Raw genomic sequence first — 14,809 nt, 5'->3', positions numbered from 1 at the left:
GACGAACGGGACCCCCTCCCCACGGTGGCCTGCCCGACGTCGGCCTCGCGCTAGCTGATGGCTTCCGTCCGCTCGGCCAGGCTGGTCGCGCCGCGCTCGGTCAGCGAGCCGTGCAGCCGCAGCCGGGATATGCCGCCGTCGGGGAAGATCTCGATCCGGACGTGGGTGGCCGGTATCGGGTTGACCAGGAAGCGGTGCACGCTGTCCGGCTGGAGCTTGACCCGCGGCAGCAGCGGGATCCACTCGCCGTCCTCCCCGTCGCGGACCGACAGCGTCGCCCAGCCCGCCGCGTTGCCCTTGAGATAGGCCGTGTCGATCTCGATGGCACGGATCACGCCCTGGTCCACGAGCCGGTACTGGATCCAGTCGTTCCCGGTGTCACGGCGGCGGCGGGTCTCCCAGCCGTCGTCCATCTTCCGGGAGCGGCCGGGCAGGATGGTGTGCTCGGGCGGGGAGTAGAAGCGGTCGGAGGCGTCCTCCACTGTGCCGCCGTTCTCCAGCGCCACCAGGTCGAAGGTGCCCAGCTCGGCCAGCCACCCCGGGTCGGGCGCCACCTCGCCGTAGACCCGCAGCCGGGCGATCCCCCCGTCGGGGTGCTGCCGCAGGCGCAGGTGGGTGAAGCGGCGCTCCACATGCACCGCGAACGCGTTCTCCGCGTGCCCGCCGACCGCCGTGCGCGGGACCAGCTCGGTCCACTCCACCGCCGGGTCGAGCAGATCCTCGGGCGCCGCCGACATCGAGTGCGCGGTGGCCTCCACCGACACCGCCTGCGGGTAATTGCCCCGGAAGTGCGCGGTGTCGATCACCAGGCCGCGGATCACGCCCGGCGTCCCCAGCCGTATCAGCGCCCAGTCGTGGTCGGCCGGATCGGGGTGCGGGACCTGCGCGGACGCCCCCCGCCTGCGCCGCGTCTCCCAGCCGTCCATGATCTTGCCCTTGTGCCCGAAGCGCTCGGGGTCGAAGACCGCGGGCCCGGCCACCAGCAGATTCTCCCGCTCGGCGAAGAACTCGTCATTGGCGGCGACCACCCCCGCGCCCAGCCTGCGGTCGGCCAGGTCCGCGAGTCCCGCGAAGGGAAGCTCCACGCGGCGGTAGTCCGCGAAGGGGTTGCCGCCGCCGTAAGGAAGCGCGTCACCCGTGAAGGAGGTCAGGTCCGTGAAAGTGCCGGCCCCGGTCCCGGCCGCCGCGCCTGTCGCCGCTCCCCCAGCCGTTCCCCCAACCGGTGCCGTCCCCGGCGCCGATCCCGCTGCCGTCGTCTCATGCGTCTCTGTCGTCGTCATGCCTCTACTCTCGGCCGACCCGACCCTTCACGTCCATCGAAACTTACTGAAGCCATTATTCAGTCCAACTGCATGGTCGGGTCCAGCTCCGCGGCCCGCCGCAGCGCCCCCAGCGTCCGCCGCAGCAGCGGGGCGTCCTGCGAGCCGCCGCGCACCGCGCCCACGATCCGGCGCCGCGGCCGGTCCACGTCCAGCGGCCGTACCGCCAAGTCCTGGGTCAGAGCGCCGGACGCGGACATCCGCGGCACCAGCGCGATCCCCATTCCGGCCGCGACCAGGGCGAAGATCGCGGGCCAGTCGGCGGCGGCGTGCGCCTGCTCCGGCACGAATCCGGCCTCGGCGCAGGCCGCCAGGGTGATCTCGCGCCACGGTCCGCGACTGCCGAAGATCCACGGGTCCTCGGCGAGCTGGGCCAGTCGCAGCCCCGGCGCGGCGGCCAGCGGATGCGTCGCGGGCAGCGCGATGTCCAGCGGGTCGGTGAGCAGCGGGGCGATCACGAAGCGCGTGTCGCGGGCCGTCGGCGCGTCCACGGCCAGCGACAGCGCGAGATCCACGTCTCCGGCGGCCAGCTCCTCGTACACCTCGGCGGCCTCCGCCTCGCGCACCGACAAGGTGATGCCGGGCGCGTCGCGGCGCAGCAGCCGCGCGGCGGGCACCACCAGGCGCGTGATGGACGTGGCGATGGCGCCGACCTTCACGACGCCGACCTCGCCCTGTGCGTACCCGTCGAGTTCGGCGCCCGCGCGTTCGAGTTGCGCGAAGACGACCTCGGCGTGTCTGAGCAGGACGTGCGCGGCGCCGGTCAGCCGTACGCCGCGACCGCGCGCCTCCAACACCGGCGTGCCGATCTGCTTGGAGAGCGCGGCCAGTTGCTGCGAGACGGCCGACGGGGTCATCCGCAGCGCGCCCGCGGCGGCCGTGACCGTACCGGTGTCGCGCAGCGCGCGGAGGATTTGCAGCTTGCGGAGATCCCAGTCCTTCATGCAGCCAGCCTAAACAATTCCGGCCCGATACCCCGGCTCAAACCGAACGGTGCATGGGACGCAGGAATCGTACGAGGCGCCCGTACGCGCCCCCCGAAGGCCCCCGCGCGCCCGCCGGACGGATCAGGACGCCGCGCTCCCCTCCGCCACCACACCCTCGCGGTGCTGCTGCGGGCTGATGCCGCGGACGCGCTTGAAGGCGGCGCTGAGCGCGAAGGGGCTGCCGTATCCCACCTTGCGGGCCACGGCGCCAATGGTGGCGTCCGGCTCGCGCAGCAGGTCGGCGGCGAGGGAGAGCCGCCAGTTGGTCAGGTACGACATGGGCGGTTCGCCGACGAGATCGGTGAAGCGGCGGCCGAGGGCGGCGCGGGAGACGCCGGTCCTGGCGGCCAGCGCCGCGACCGTCCACGGGTGCGCGGGGTCGTCGTGCAGCAGGCGCAGCGCGGGGCCGACGACCGGGTCGCTCTGGGCGACGTACCAGGCGGGCGCGCCGGCCTCCGGGCGGGAGAACCAGGCGCGCAGCACCGCGATCAGCAGCAGGTCGAGGAGCCGGTCGAGGACGACCTCCTGCCCCGGCTCGTCCCTGACGATCTCCTCGCAGAGCAGTGCGGGCAGCGGGCTGGCCCAGGCGTCGCCCGGCATGACCAGGACGTGCGGCAGGGCGGAGAGCAGCCGCTGGCTGATCTCGCCGCGCATCTGATACGTCCCGGTGATCATCACCACGGAGTCCTCGGCGGTCCCGGCACCCCTCTGACCTGCGCCGACGGCTCCCGACACGGACCGCACCGGTCCCGGCGCGCCGACCGTACCCACCGCCTCGGGCGGCACGTCACCCCACGTCCGGACCCCCAGCTCCATCTCCTCGCACAGCTCGACGCCCTGCGGGGTCGCGGAGACCTGTCCGGGATGGATGACGATCTGCGGCTCGGTGGCCGGCGCGTCCGCGACCGTGTACGGCTCCGGGCCGCGGATCACCGCGATGTCACCGGGGCACAGCCGTACGGGGTCGCCCTTGTCCGGTACCACCCAGCCGTCGCCGCGCACCATCAGGGCCAGCGTCAGCGGCGCCCGGTCCTCGATCCGCAGCGACCAGGGCGGGGTGAGGATCGACCGCAGCAGGAAGGCGCCTCGGGCCCGCGGCCCGTCCAGCAGATTCGCCAGTGCGTCCATGCGCCCAGCCTAGGACTGGACGCCCGCGCATGGGGGTGAGCTTTTCGACGATGGTCCCGCCGCCCTCGCCGCCGTTTCACTGAGGCCATGACACCGAACGCGCATACCGCGCCCCGCGACCGGACACCTCAGCGGGCACCTCAACAGCCACCTCAGCAGGCTCCGCACCAGCAGGATTACGCGGCGTGGCCGTACGGTACGCCGCCGCCTCAGCCGATGTCCGGCGGCGGCGCGGCGGACCCGGAGCGGCAGCCGCGCCGGGAGCGGCCGCTCCCGCAGGACCGCTCCGGTCGGGACCGCCAACCCGCCTACCAGCGGCCCGAGTCGGGCCGGAATCCGACCGCTCGTCCCCGAGGACCCAGAGGAGTTGCCATGTCCGGCGACATCCGCAGTCTCGTGCTGCTCGCCGCCACGCTCGCCACCGGCCTGATGGCGGGCCTGTACTTCGCCTTCTCCGTCGCCGTCATGCCGGGCCTCGCCGCCTCCGACGACCGGACGTTCGTGGAGGCCATGCAACGCGTCAACGTGGCCATACTCAACGGCTGGTTCAGCCTCGCCTTCGGCGGCGCACTGGTCCTGGGCGGGATCGCGGCGGCGCTGCACTGGCGCGGCGACGGACGGTCCGCGCTGCCGTGGATCATCGCGGGGGTGGTCCTCTACGCCGTCTCGCTCGTCGTCACCATGGGCTTCAACGTCCCGCTCAACGACAAGCTCGCCGCCGCGGGCGACCCGTCGAAGATCCGCGATCTCGCCGCCGTCCGGGAGCAGTTCGAGTCCGCCTGGCTGCGCTGGAACGTCGCCCGCGTCCTGACCACGACCGCCGCGCTCGGCTGCCTGGCCTGGGCCCTGCGGCTGGGCCGGGGATGACCCCCGCCGGGCCGACGGGCGAACGGCACGCGGCTTCGCGGCCGTTACGTCCTAAGGCGTGTCCGGCGGATCATGGGCGCTCCATGGGGCGTGTGGTGTTCCCCCGGACTCCGTCCGGGGGCCCTTGAGCGCAAGGCTCCGGGGTGGCCTCATAGCGGAGCTATTCGGGTGTTCCGGCGACGCGGCGGGCGTGCGTGCCAGGCGCCGCCAGCCAGAGGCGACTTCACGGACACGCCCTGGGCGGTCACCGCGGCCGCGATCCGCCGCGCCACCTCGTCGGGGGCGACGTCCGCCGTCTCGACGATCTCGGCCTCCTCGCGCAGCCAGGGGAGGGCGGCGGCGTACGGGGCGACGTGGTCGTGCCGCCAGCGTCGGATGCCGGTGCCCTCGGGGTCGTTGTCGATCCGCGCGGCGAGCGTCAACGGGTCGGCGTGCAGCACGAAGTGCCGCAGCGGAATGCCGGACTTCGCGAACCCGTCCCGCAGTTCGGTCCAGTACGCCCGCACCAGCACCGACTGCGGTACGACCAGCGTCCCGCCGACGTAACCGAGGATCTGCGCGGCCGTCTCGACCACGAGGGCGCGCCACGGCGGATGGTCCTGGAAGTCGGCGACGGGGACCGAGGCGAGGACGGGGCGCAGCATGGAGCCGACCGTCTCGGAGTCGAAGATCCGCGCGTCGGGGAGGAGTTCGGTGAGCAGCCGGGACGTCGTGGTCTTGCCGACGCCGAAGGTGCCGTTGAGTCACACGATCACGCCCGCGAGCACAACGGGCACGCGGGCGGCCGTCCGGGGACCCCGACAGGGCTACGGGGCCGGCACGTACGGCCGACGGCGGGCGTTCGGCGTCAGGTGAACGATCCGTGGCGGCCCTCGCCGGAGGCGAAGCGGGAGGCGCCCGCCGCCGCCTCGGTCAGGGAGATCCGGCCGTGCGCCAACTCCACGGCCAGGGCGGCCTCTTCGGGCAGACCTTCCTGCTCCAGCAGGGAGAGCCGGTCCTCGCGCAGGCAGGTCTGAGGGAAGGCGGCGATCTCGGCCGCGAGTCGCTCGGCGGCGGCGCGGGCGGCGCCGGGCGGGACGACGCGGTCGACAAGGCCGATGGCGAGGGCTTCCGCCGCGTCGACCGGACGGCCGGTGAGGACGAGGTCCATCGCCCGGCCCGCGCCGATCAGCCGGGGCAGCCGTACGGTGCCGCCGTCGATCAGCGGCACGCCCCAGCGGCGGCAGAAGACGCCGAACACGGCGTCTTCCTCGGCGACGCGGAGGTCGCACCAGAGCGCGAGTTCGAGACCGCCCGCGACGGCGTGCCCGGAGACGGCGGCGATCACCGGTTTCCCGAGCCGCATACGGGTCGGCCCCATCGGGCCGTCGCCGTCGTCGGCGACCGTGTTGCCGCGTGCGGTGCCGATAGCCTTGAGGTCCGCGCCCGCGCAGAAGGTGCCGCCCTCGCCCCAGAGGACGGCGACGGCCGCCTCCTCGTCCGCGTCGAAGGCACGGAAGGCGTCCGCGAGCGCGGCGGCCGTGGGCCCGTCCACCGCGTTGCGCGCCTCCGGCCTGGACAGCACCACGGTGGTGACGGCGCCTTCGCGCTCGCTGCGTACGGACATCTCTCGCACCCCTTCCGGTCGGCCGTCTGCGTGTTTACGTGTCCATGTGTCCATGTGTCGCGGGCATCGCACATGGACCGTGTACCCGCAGCGTTAACACGCGGGCACCCGCCTGAGCAAGACACCCCCTGGGGGTATATCGTCAACCGGGTGACAGCGGACGGCGACGGCCCGGCACACGCGCACCGGTCGCGTACGCCCCGGCTGTTGGCGGTGTGCGCGGTCCTGCTCGGGCTGTTCTTCATGCACGGCGCACCGGCTTCCGCGAGCGAGGGCTGCCACGGCGTGCCCATGGCCATGGCCATGAACATGGGCACGGACATGGGTATCGCGCGGATGTCCGCTACCGCGCCCGTCGCCGCCACCACCCACTCGACTCCGCACGTACGGCCGCAGGCCCCCGCCCCCCACGTCGCCAAGACCGGCTCCGGCGGTACGTGTTGGGCCACGCCCGTACGCGCGCGGGCACCGCTCACCGGCTGGGCGCAGGTCGCCTTCGCCGTACCGCCGTTGCTGGGGGCGGGGTTGGCCGCCTCCGGCACCGCGCCGTCTCGGGACCGGCGGCGCGCTCCGCCGCCGGGCGGGCGGGCGATATTGCTGCGGGTGTGCGTCGCGCGGACGTGAAGGGGCCCGCCGCGCCGGGGAGTTCCCGGTGCGGCGTCGCGCCCTCACATCCGTCCGCATCGCATCCATATGCGCGCCGTTTTCCGCGCGCTCACCCGAAAGAGCATCATGCGAACACTCCGGCCCGCTCTCCTCGCGGCCACCGCCGCGACCTGCGCTCTGCTGCTCGGCCTGACCGCCTGCGGCGGCGGCTCCTCCACGACCGCCGGCCAGGCGCACGGCCACGCCCCGGCGTCGTCACCCGAGTCGCGCACGTCGCCCACCGCGTCCATGCCCTCGAAACCCTCCATGCCGTCCACGCCCTCCACGAACGGCATGGACGGCATGAACGGCATGGACGCCCCAGCCTCCGCCAACGGCCTGTCCGCCGACCGCGACGGCTACCGCCTCGTCTCCCCCGACGCGCGACTGCCTTCCGGCGCGCCCGCCACGTACCGCTTCTCCGTCACCGCGCCCGGCGGCAGGCCGTTGACCGCCTTCGCGCTCGACCAGACGCAGCGGATGCACTTCTACGCGGTCCGGTCCGATCTCACCGGCTTCCAGCACGTGCATCCGGGGATGGCGAAGGACGGCACCTGGACGGCGCGGCTGGCGGCGCTCGCACCCGGCGCGTGGCGGTTCTTCGCGTCCTTCACGCCGGACGCGGGCCCCGGCAAGGGGACGGACGTCGTCCTGAGCCGTACGGTCACGGTCCCCGGCACCGCCTCGTCGCCCGTGCCGCTGCCCGCGCCCAAGACCAGCGCCACGGTGGACGGTTACACGGTGACGGTGAAGGGCGACATCATGGCGGGCATGGCGGGCATGGCGCATACGCTGGCCGTGACCGTGACCAGGAACGGCCGCCCGGTGACCGATCTCCAGCCGTACCTGGGGACGTACGCGCACCTGACCGCGTTCCACACCGGCGATCTGGCGTTCGCGCACCTGCATCCGACGACGGCCGTGAACGGCGATCACGGCGGCCCCGAACTGGCCTTCCACGCCGAGCTACCGACAGCGGGCGACTGGCGGCTGTTCCTCCAGTTCCGCACGCAAGGCACCCTGCACACGGCCGCGTTGACGCTCCGCGCGGGCTGACGCACCGCCACCACGGGCGCTGTACGCGGAGTTGACTCAGGGCGGCGTCAGTGGTGTTCCTGGACGAGCACCGCGAGGGTGTCCGGCTCCAACGCGCGGAAGATGTGCGGCTCGTCGCCCGGATAGGCGATGTAGTCGCCGGGGTGGAGTTCGACGGGATCGTCCGTGAGGCCGACCAGCGCGCGGCCGGTACTGAGCACCACGTGCTCGATCATGCCGGGCGCGTGCGGGTCGGACTCGCGGGCGGTGCCGGGCTGTACGGACACCAGGTAGATGTCGCGGCGCGCGTGCGGCGGGCAGGAGGCGAGGAGCGTGGCCACGTAATCCGCGCGCTCGGCGGCGAAGGCGACGCCCTCGCCCGCGCGGACGACGCGGACGCGGGGGCGGGGCGGGTCGACGAGCTGGGCGAAGGCCACGTTCAGGGTGACGCTCAGCGCCCACAGGGTCTCGACGCTGGGGTTGCCGGTGCCCGATTCGAGCTGGGAGAGCGTGGATTTCGCGATGCCCGCGCGGCGGGCGACCTCGGCGAGGGACAGGCCCGCGCGGCGGCGCTCGCGCTGGAGGGATTCCGCGATGGCCGCCAGCGGTGCCCGCCCGCTCTGCCGCTCCCGTCCACCCTCGTCCGCGCCGCGTCCCGGCTCCCCCGACTCTCCTGACGCGTGCGCCCCCTTGTCCGCCGCCATCGCCGCACCCTTCGTTCGCCAAACTAGTCCACTCGTTCGCCTTGACGAACGATCCTCGCTCCGTTCATTATAGACGGCGATGCGTTCGATATGGCGAACTCCGGAGAAGGACCTGGTGCGGGACATCGCCCTGGTCTGCGTCGCCGATGCCGTCGTCGGGGTGTCGTTCGGCGCCATCGCCGTGGGGCTCGGCCTGCCGGTGTGGCTGCCGATGCTGCTGTCGGTGGTGGTCTTCGCGGGCGCGTCGCAGTTCATGTTCATCGGCATCGTCGCGGCGGGCGGCAATCCGGTGGCGGCGGTCGTCGCGGGCCTGCTCGTGAACGCGCGGCACGTACCGTTCGGCTTCGCGGTCGGCGACGTCTTCGGCACCGGGCCGCTCCGCCGCATCGCGGGCAGCCATCTGATGGCGGACGAGACCGTGGCCTTCACCCTCGCCCAGCGCGAACCCGAACGGCGGCGGGCGGCGTACTGGGCGTGCGGCATCGGCCTGTTCGTCTGCTGGAACGCCGGTGTCGTCCTGGGAGCTCTGGGCGGCGGCGCGGTCGGCGACACCGACGCCTTCGGGCTGGACGCGGCCTTCCCAGCCGTGCTGCTGGCCCTGGTACTGCCGTCCCTCGGCGACTCCGCGACGCGCAGGGCAGCGCTGGCCGGAGTGGCGATCGCACTCGCCGCGACGCCGTATCTGCCCGCCGGACTGCCGGTGTTGCTCGCCTTGGCCGGGGTCGGAGCGGCGCGGGCGGGCGGTCGTCGCGAGGAGCCGGACCCCGCCGTGCGGACCGGAGCGGGACGATGAGTACGGGGACGAGCCTGCTGCTCGCCACCGTCGCCCTGGGCGCGGGCACCTTCGCCTTCCGTTTCGCCGGGCCCGTGCTGCGCGCCCGCGTCACCCTCTCGCCGCGCCTGGAACGGCTGATGGCGCTCTGCGTCGTCGTGCTGCTCGCCGCCCTGGTCGCCACCTCCAGCCTCACCGAGGGCCACGGCTTCGCCGGAGCCGCCCGCCCGGCCGGGGTCGCCGTCGGCGGTCTGTGCGCGTGGCGCCGGGCACCCTTCCTCGTGGTGGTGCTCGCCGCCGCGGCCACCACGGCGGCGCTGCGGCTGCTGGGCGCGAGCTGAAAGCGGTACGGACGTGACGCGGGCCCCACAACCCACCGAAGCGCCCCTGACGTGGCGTCAATTCCGTTGAAGATCGGCTCGATTCGTAGCTGACAGCCGGATTCCAGATCGTGTTACGTGACATGTCTCCGTCGATTCACGCTCGGCAGTCACCGTCCGGACGGAGAGACACCCCCCCACTGGAGGACACGTGACCGGTCCGCTGTCCCGACGAGTTTCCCTACGACTGCGCACGGCGCTGCTCGGCGTGCTCACCACATGCCTGGCGTTCACCGTCGCCGGAGCCGGAGGCGGCGCATCCGCGTCCGCCGCTGACACCGGCTCCCTGCCGTTCTCGGGCGCCACGACGTCCGGCCTGCACAACACCTACGACCCCGCCGCCTTCCCGTACCTCGCCCAGGCGTTGGACACGGGCACGTCGCTGATCGAACTGGACGTGTGGGACGACTTCTTCACCCAGGAGTGGAAGGTCAGCCACTCCAGCCTGACCAGCAACGGCAACAACTGCGTGGACGCGTCCTCGCCGTCGCAGCTCTACACGGGTGGCGCGAACAAGGATCTGGAGAGCTGCCTGGACGACGTACGCGTCTGGCTCGGCGCGCACCCCGGCCACGCGCCGCTGATGATCAAGCTGGAGATGAAGGCGGGCTTCCAGGCCAACCTCGGCATGAGCCCTGCCAAGTTGGACCAGTCGATCAGCGCGCACCTCGGCAGCCTGGTGTTCAAGCCGTCCGACCTGCTGGCCAAGCCCGGCGGCGGCAGCTACGGCACGCTCGACGAGGCCGCCCAGGCGGGCAACTGGCCGACGCGGCAGCAACTCGCGGGCAAGGTGATCCTGGAGATCATCCCCGGCACCGTCGAGGAGAACAACCCGACCGACACGCTGTGGACGGACGTCGAGTACGCGAGCTACCTCAAGGGGCACGTCTCGACCGCCCAGGTCTTCCCGACCGTGCACAACGTGCAGTCGGGTGACCCGCGTTCGCGCTACTCCGACGCCTCGCTGCGCCCGTGGTTCGTGATCTTCGACGGTGACGCCTCGGCGTTCCTCAACGTCGACACGAACTGGTACGACGCGCGTCATTACCTGCTCGTGATGACCGACTCGCAGAATGTCGCGCCCGCCCTGGACGACGCGAATCCGTCCCCGGCCGACGCGCAGGCGCGGATCGCCCAACTCGCCGCGGCTCACGCGACGATCGCCTCGAACGACTGGAAGGGGCTCCCCCAGATCCAGTCGCTCGTCCTGCCGCGCGGCAACGGCTGACGGTCCTGGTTCCAGGGCCGACCGCGGCCGCGCAGCACGGCACCCCACGGCGACCGCCGGCCGTGGGGTGCCGCTCCTTCTCCGCCTACCCTTCCCGTTCCGCTCAGACGGGGACGGCGCCGCCGAACGCGGGTGCCCGGTAGGTGTCGAGGCGGGCGGCCTTCGGGCCGGCCGCCTCCTCCCGGTGCAGGCCGCGGACCGCGCGCAGCGCCGCCGCCAGCGTCCGCGTCGACGCCTCCGTCCACGGGCCGCCCGGCACCAGCACCACGTGCCCGATGCCCAGAGCGGCGAAGTGGCGGCAGTGCGCGACGAGTTCGTCCGCCGACTCCTGCGGCCGCAGCCCGACGCTGACGGATGTGTCGATGTCGCCGAGCGGGCGGCCGATCTTGCGGCAGTGCACGGCGAGGATGTCGAGCTTGCGGCGGATGGTGGCGCCGCCGTTGGGCACGTCGAGCAGATTGCACGCGTCGGCGTACCGCGCGACCAGCGGCAGCATCCGGGCCTCGCCGTTTCCGCCGATCAGCACCGGCGGGTGCGGGCCGCTGAGCGGCAGCGGACTGGGGTACGGCCTGGCCAGGTCGCAGTGCGCGCCGCGGAAGGGGCTGTCGTCGCCCGACCACATCCGGTGCGCGAGCCGCAGCACGTCCTCCATCCGCTCGAAGCGTTCGGGGGCGCCGGGCGCGGGCGGGCCCAGCGCGGCGGCCTGGTGGTCGGCGTATCCGGCGCCGATGCCGAGCCAGGCCCGGCCGCCGGACAGGACGTCGAGCGTCGTGACCGCCGTGATCAGCGGGCCGGCCGCGCCGTTGCCGACCGGGCTCGCCATGGCGCCGAGCCGCACCCGTTCACTGCGCGACGCGAGGAGTCCCAGCGTCGCGTACGCCTCCAGGACCGCCTCGTCCGGTGAGCGCGTCGGGTCGGTCCGCGTCGGGTCCGTCCGCGTCGGGTCCGTCCGCGTCAGATGGTCCGTGACCCACACCGTGTCGAGCCCGATCTCGTCGGCGGTGGCGACGACCCGCTCCAACTGCCGTGCGGAGCCGCGCGGTCCCTCGGGCCAGGCGTCGTGGGCGACACTGATACTGATCCGCATCGTCTACGCCTCCGGTCCCGGACGGTCGCCGGTCGGACTGAGGTGGAGCGCGGCCAACCGCCATACGCCGTCGGTCTCGACGATCGTCTGCGTCACCCGGAAGTACCCGTCCGCGTCCCGCCCGTCGAAGATGCTCTGCTGGCCCTGCACCCCGGTGGCGACGGCCGCCCGCCCGTACTGACGGATCGTCACCTCGGCCCAGGTGAAGGCGTCGTGGACGAGCGCGCCGGAGGCGTAGCGGTCGAGCCACTGCTTCTTGTCGAGGACGAAGCCGCGCGGTCCCACCGCGCTGAAGTCGTCGGTCAGCAGCGCGTCCAGCGCGGTGACGTCGCCGCGCCGTTCCGCCTCGGTCCATCGGCGCGCGAAGTCCGTCAGCTCCTGCTCGTCTTCCATGGCCGTGCCTCCTCGCGAGCGGGTGCGAAAGCCCCGGCGGAGGCCGGACTCCCGGCCACCCGTGTGCCGGTCCGGGGTGCCTCACCAGACTCCCGCGTACGCCGCCGCGCCGCATCGCCCGGCGGTATGCCTCTGCCGTACTCCCCCGGTCAACCCGCCCCGCCCCCACCCGTACTCCCCGGGGAGTAACGCCCCGCCCCCGCCCTCCCCTCACCCCCTTCGCCGGGCGTCCCCGCCCCACAATTCGCTGGCCGCCCCCACCGCCGCGACGGCACTGTGTCCCCATGCGAGAACCCGCCCGGCGCGTCCGCGCCCTCCACACCCCCACCACGATCACCGTCTACCAGGCCTACGCCCCCGCGATCGGCCTCCCCGCCGCCCGCGACGGCCGCTTCCCCGCCGCCTGGAGCCGGGACCGCATGACGTGGATCAAGCCGTCGTTCCTGTGGATGATGTACCGCTGCGGTTGGGGCGCCAAGGCGGGGCAGGAAACGGTGCTCGCCGTGGAGATCACCCGTGACGGATTCGAGTGGGCGCTTCGGCACGCGTGTCTGTCCCACTACTCCCCCGACGTGCACGCCGACCGGGACGCGTGGCGTCGGCAGCTCAAGCGCGCTCCCGCGCGGGTGCAGTGGGACCCCGAACGGGACGTGCGGCTGCGGCCGTTGCCGTACCGGTCGCTGCAACTCGGGCTGTCGGGCGAGGCGGTGCGGGAGTACGCGGACACGTGGATCGTGGGGATCAGGGATGTGACGCCGCTGGCGCGGGAGGTGCACCGCTTGGTCGGGGCCGGGGACGTCGAAGGGGCGGAGCGGCTGGTGCCGGAGGAGCGGGCGTATGACGTCGTGGGCGGGCTGCCGGAGCGGGTGGGCGGGAGTTCGGGTGTCTGACCCGTGGGCGGCGGTGGGCGGGGCCCGGGGCGAGGGTGCCGCCCTGTGGGTCTTCTCGGTCGTGTTCGGGCGGGTCACCGTCGGCAGGGTGGCGCAATTCGCGGTGCGCTGGCGGGCGTGCGGATGCGCGGCCTCGGCGATCCGTCAGCGGGCGCGGAGACCGGGAGAGGACTACGCCGACAGCGAGGCGTGGTCGCCCATCACGATCACCGGGTGGTCGGCCGGGACGAGCGTGTGCAGGAGGTCGACCATGTGCGCCGCGGAGACGCTGACGCAGCCGTGCGTCGGGCCGCCGTGGTCGACGTGGACCCAGATGCCGCCGCCGCGGTTGGCACCGAGCGGCTGGGTGCCGTCGAGCGGGGACGTACCGGGCACGCGGTTGTAGTCGATGGCGATGACGTAGTCGAAGGCGGCGTCCAGCGGCTCGCCGTCGAAGCCGACGCCGCCCGCGCGGAAGGCGGACGAGTGGTGGTAGGGCAGCTTGGCGCCCGGATCGGCGTCGAAGCCGCCCGCGTCGCTGAGGGTGAACACGCCGATGGGGCTGTGCAGATCGCCCGAGTGGTGCTTGTCGGTCCAGCCGCGCAGGGCGTTGTGCGCGGGCCAGGCCGCGCCCGCGCTCCAGTGGCCGTCGGCGGTACGGGACCACAGGGTGACGGTGGAGTCGGCGGAGTTCTTGGCCTTGCCCGAGGCCACCAGCACCTGCCGGGTGGCGGCGGGGATCGCGGAGCGGGTCTTGGGGCCGAGGCCCGGGATCACGGTGGGCGCCTCGTCCTTGACGCTCAGGGTGCCGGGGCCCGCGGCCTTGGCGGACGCGCCGGGCACCGCGGCCTGACCGTGCCCGGAGCCGCCGTTCCTGCCGCTGTCCGCGGCGGCGGAACCCGCGCCGTGCCGGTCCATCACCACATATCCGGCGCCGACGACCGCCAGCACGACGAACGCGGCGGCGCCGATCCCGGCCCTCCGTCGCAGCACATGTTTCCGACGCCGGTGGCGGTTTCGGCCACGGCCTTCTGTGGAGCGGCTCTCAGCGAAGGAGCCCGCGGGAGCGGAAGTCATCCCGGCGATCCTCGCAAACTCAGACCCATATGCACCACCCAGGGTGACCTCTCGCCCGATTTGCCCCGCATATCCCCCACCGTCCGCACCCGCCGCGCACACCGTACGCCCTGACCGGGCGTCAGCGAAGGATCAGCGGACGGCGCGGTGGATCGCGACCAGCAGCCGCCACACGTGAGCGGCGAAGGCGTCCGGCGAAAGGTCCAGACGGCCGTGCAGCCAGTCGGCGAGCAGGCCGGTGAACACGGCCGCGGTGGCGGAGGCGGCGAGCGCGGGCGACGGGGCGCCCGCGCGGGTGCGGTCGGCGAACGAACGAGCGCGGAGTTCGTCGTGGAGGAGCGCGCCGAGCGGGCCGCCGCCGCCTTCCGCGATCAGACCGCGGTAGAGGTCGGCCCGCCCGGCCACGACGGCGAGGAATTCGGCCAGCGGGGCGGGCGGCGCGTCGGGCCCCGGCGGCGCGGTCCAGGCGTGCAGCGCGTCGACCGCTTCCCGTACGACGTCGGCGCAGGCGTCGACCGCGAGCGCCTGGAGACCGTCGTAGTGCAGATACAGGGTCGCCCGGCCGACCCCCGCGCGGCGCGCCACCGCCGACAGGCTGATCTGGTCCAGCGGGCGCTGCGCGCACTCGTCGAGCAGCGCGGCCCGCAGCCGGGCGCGGGTCCTGAGCGTACGGGGATCGGACGTCGCGCCCCCCCCGCTCACCTCACCCGTAG

17 protein-coding genes are annotated in these 14,809 nt (G+C 73.4%); 7 read left to right on the top strand and 10 right to left on the bottom strand.

Features of this window, described 5'->3' with window-relative positions; translation table 11 throughout:
- Positions 1 to 50 precede the first annotated feature (50 nt).
- From alc to ABZX65_RS16305, 3 genes are all read right to left on the bottom strand, one after another.
- Positions 51 to 1,280 (bottom strand): allantoicase, encoded by a 1,230-nt coding sequence (gene alc, locus ABZX65_RS16315; RefSeq protein WP_355339286.1) that lies wholly within the window; start codon positions 1,278 to 1,280, stop codon positions 51 to 53.
- 59 nt (positions 1,281 to 1,339) lie between these two features.
- Positions 1,340 to 2,263, bottom strand: a complete 924-nt coding sequence (locus ABZX65_RS16310) for a LysR substrate-binding domain-containing protein (protein WP_355339283.1) — start codon at positions 2,261 to 2,263, stop codon at positions 1,340 to 1,342.
- 123 nt (positions 2,264 to 2,386) lie between these two features.
- Positions 2,387 to 3,433 carry an AraC family transcriptional regulator gene (locus tag ABZX65_RS16305; RefSeq protein WP_355339280.1) on the bottom strand — a complete coding sequence of 349 codons (1,047 nt, stop codon included), beginning with the start codon at positions 3,431 to 3,433 and terminating at the stop codon, positions 2,387 to 2,389.
- 372 nt (positions 3,434 to 3,805) lie between these two features.
- Here ABZX65_RS16305 and ABZX65_RS16300 point away from each other — a divergent pair, with 372 nt between their 5' ends.
- Positions 3,806 to 4,300 (top strand): anthrone oxygenase family protein, encoded by a 495-nt coding sequence (locus ABZX65_RS16300; protein ID WP_355339277.1) that lies wholly within the window; start codon positions 3,806 to 3,808, stop codon positions 4,298 to 4,300.
- Between the two features lie 149 nt (positions 4,301 to 4,449).
- On the opposite strand, the gene ABZX65_RS16295 is transcribed toward ABZX65_RS16300, so the two are convergent.
- Positions 4,450 to 5,001 (bottom strand): ATP-binding protein, encoded by a 552-nt coding sequence (locus ABZX65_RS16295; protein ID WP_355339524.1) that lies wholly within the window; start codon positions 4,999 to 5,001, stop codon positions 4,450 to 4,452.
- A gap of 146 nt (positions 5,002 to 5,147) precedes the next feature.
- A complete protein-coding gene (locus tag ABZX65_RS16290; protein ID WP_355339274.1) occupies positions 5,148 to 5,906 on the bottom strand; it encodes a crotonase/enoyl-CoA hydratase family protein in 759 nt (252 codons plus the stop codon).
- A 150-nt stretch (positions 5,907 to 6,056) separates the two neighbouring features.
- Here ABZX65_RS16290 and ABZX65_RS16285 point away from each other — a divergent pair, with 150 nt between their 5' ends.
- Positions 6,057 to 6,530 (top strand): hypothetical protein, encoded by a 474-nt coding sequence (locus ABZX65_RS16285; protein WP_355339271.1) that lies wholly within the window; start codon positions 6,057 to 6,059, stop codon positions 6,528 to 6,530.
- Between the two features lie 108 nt (positions 6,531 to 6,638).
- On the top strand, positions 6,639 to 7,607 hold the full coding sequence (locus tag ABZX65_RS16280) for a hypothetical protein (RefSeq protein WP_355339268.1): 969 nt from the start codon (positions 6,639 to 6,641) through the stop codon (positions 7,605 to 7,607).
- Between the two features lie 47 nt (positions 7,608 to 7,654).
- Here the strand turns inward: ABZX65_RS16280 and ABZX65_RS16275 are convergent, their stop codons facing one another.
- Positions 7,655 to 8,290, bottom strand: coding sequence for an XRE family transcriptional regulator (locus ABZX65_RS16275; protein WP_355339265.1), 636 nt, complete (start codon positions 8,288 to 8,290; stop codon positions 7,655 to 7,657).
- A 79-nt stretch (positions 8,291 to 8,369) separates the two neighbouring features.
- On the opposite strand from ABZX65_RS16275, the gene ABZX65_RS16270 reads away from it, so the two are divergent.
- From ABZX65_RS16270 to ABZX65_RS16260, 3 genes are all read left to right on the top strand, one after another.
- Entirely contained in the window at positions 8,370 to 9,083 is a 714-nt protein-coding gene (locus ABZX65_RS16270) for an AzlC family ABC transporter permease (protein ID WP_355339262.1), read from the top strand.
- The gene (locus ABZX65_RS16265; RefSeq protein ID WP_355339259.1) at positions 9,080 to 9,403 is read left to right on the top strand and encodes an AzlD domain-containing protein; all 324 of its coding nucleotides are present in this window, start codon (positions 9,080 to 9,082) and stop codon (positions 9,401 to 9,403) included. The genes ABZX65_RS16270 and ABZX65_RS16265 overlap by 4 nt, the downstream gene beginning before the upstream one ends.
- Positions 9,404 to 9,593: 190 nt before the next feature.
- Positions 9,594 to 10,670, top strand: a complete 1,077-nt coding sequence (locus ABZX65_RS16260; RefSeq protein ID WP_355339256.1) for a phosphatidylinositol-specific phospholipase C domain-containing protein — start codon at positions 9,594 to 9,596, stop codon at positions 10,668 to 10,670.
- A gap of 103 nt (positions 10,671 to 10,773) precedes the next feature.
- On the opposite strand, the gene ABZX65_RS16255 is transcribed toward ABZX65_RS16260, so the two are convergent.
- Both ABZX65_RS16255 and ABZX65_RS16250 read right to left on the bottom strand, forming a co-directional pair.
- Positions 10,774 to 11,757 carry an LLM class flavin-dependent oxidoreductase gene (locus tag ABZX65_RS16255; RefSeq protein WP_355339253.1) on the bottom strand — a complete coding sequence of 328 codons (984 nt, stop codon included), beginning with the start codon at positions 11,755 to 11,757 and terminating at the stop codon, positions 10,774 to 10,776.
- A 3-nt stretch (positions 11,758 to 11,760) separates the two neighbouring features.
- Positions 11,761 to 12,150, bottom strand: coding sequence for a nuclear transport factor 2 family protein (locus ABZX65_RS16250; protein ID WP_355339250.1), 390 nt, complete (start codon positions 12,148 to 12,150; stop codon positions 11,761 to 11,763).
- A gap of 284 nt (positions 12,151 to 12,434) precedes the next feature.
- Between ABZX65_RS16250 and ABZX65_RS16245 the strand changes: the two genes are divergently transcribed.
- A complete protein-coding gene (locus ABZX65_RS16245) occupies positions 12,435 to 13,040 on the top strand; it encodes a DUF4291 domain-containing protein (protein ID WP_355339247.1) in 606 nt (201 codons plus the stop codon).
- A 171-nt stretch (positions 13,041 to 13,211) separates the two neighbouring features.
- On the opposite strand, the gene ABZX65_RS16240 is transcribed toward ABZX65_RS16245, so the two are convergent.
- Positions 13,212 to 14,012, bottom strand: coding sequence for a L,D-transpeptidase family protein (locus ABZX65_RS16240; RefSeq protein WP_355339244.1), 801 nt, complete (start codon positions 14,010 to 14,012; stop codon positions 13,212 to 13,214).
- A 216-nt stretch (positions 14,013 to 14,228) separates the two neighbouring features.
- The gene (locus ABZX65_RS16235; protein WP_355339241.1) at positions 14,229 to 14,798 is read right to left on the bottom strand and encodes a TetR/AcrR family transcriptional regulator; all 570 of its coding nucleotides are present in this window, start codon (positions 14,796 to 14,798) and stop codon (positions 14,229 to 14,231) included.
- Between the last annotated feature and the right edge of the window lie 11 nt (positions 14,799 to 14,809).

This window comes from Streptomyces sp. NPDC003300, from assembly GCF_040610915.1.
GTDB lineage: Bacteria > Actinomycetota > Actinomycetes > Streptomycetales > Streptomycetaceae > Actinacidiphila.
This window is presented reverse-complemented; position numbering and strand designations above follow the sequence as displayed.

What these genes read in the sequence shown, in the direction of transcription:
- alc (WP_355339286.1), bottom strand. Translation starts at nt 1,280, where the DNA reads ATGACGACGACAGAGACGCATGAGACGACGGCAGCGGGATCGGCGCCG.
- ABZX65_RS16310 (WP_355339283.1), bottom strand. Translation starts at nt 2,263, where the DNA reads ATGAAGGACTGGGATCTCCGCAAGCTGCAAATCCTCCGCGCGCTGCGC.
- ABZX65_RS16305 (WP_355339280.1), bottom strand. Translation starts at nt 3,433, where the DNA reads ATGGACGCACTGGCGAATCTGCTGGACGGGCCGCGGGCCCGAGGCGCC.
- ABZX65_RS16300 (WP_355339277.1), top strand. Translation starts at nt 3,806, where the DNA reads ATGTCCGGCGACATCCGCAGTCTCGTGCTGCTCGCCGCCACGCTCGCC.
- ABZX65_RS16290 (WP_355339274.1), bottom strand. Translation starts at nt 5,906, where the DNA reads ATGTCCGTACGCAGCGAGCGCGAAGGCGCCGTCACCACCGTGGTGCTG.
- ABZX65_RS16280 (WP_355339268.1), top strand. Translation starts at nt 6,639, where the DNA reads ATGCGAACACTCCGGCCCGCTCTCCTCGCGGCCACCGCCGCGACCTGC.
- ABZX65_RS16275 (WP_355339265.1), bottom strand. Translation starts at nt 8,290, where the DNA reads ATGGCGGCGGACAAGGGGGCGCACGCGTCAGGAGAGTCGGGGGAGCCG.
- ABZX65_RS16270 (WP_355339262.1), top strand. Translation starts at nt 8,370, where the DNA reads ATGCGTTCGATATGGCGAACTCCGGAGAAGGACCTGGTGCGGGACATC.
- ABZX65_RS16265 (WP_355339259.1), top strand. Translation starts at nt 9,080, where the DNA reads ATGAGTACGGGGACGAGCCTGCTGCTCGCCACCGTCGCCCTGGGCGCG.
- ABZX65_RS16255 (WP_355339253.1), bottom strand. Translation starts at nt 11,757, where the DNA reads ATGCGGATCAGTATCAGTGTCGCCCACGACGCCTGGCCCGAGGGACCG.
- ABZX65_RS16250 (WP_355339250.1), bottom strand. Translation starts at nt 12,150, where the DNA reads ATGGAAGACGAGCAGGAGCTGACGGACTTCGCGCGCCGATGGACCGAG.
- ABZX65_RS16245 (WP_355339247.1), top strand. Translation starts at nt 12,435, where the DNA reads ATGCGAGAACCCGCCCGGCGCGTCCGCGCCCTCCACACCCCCACCACG.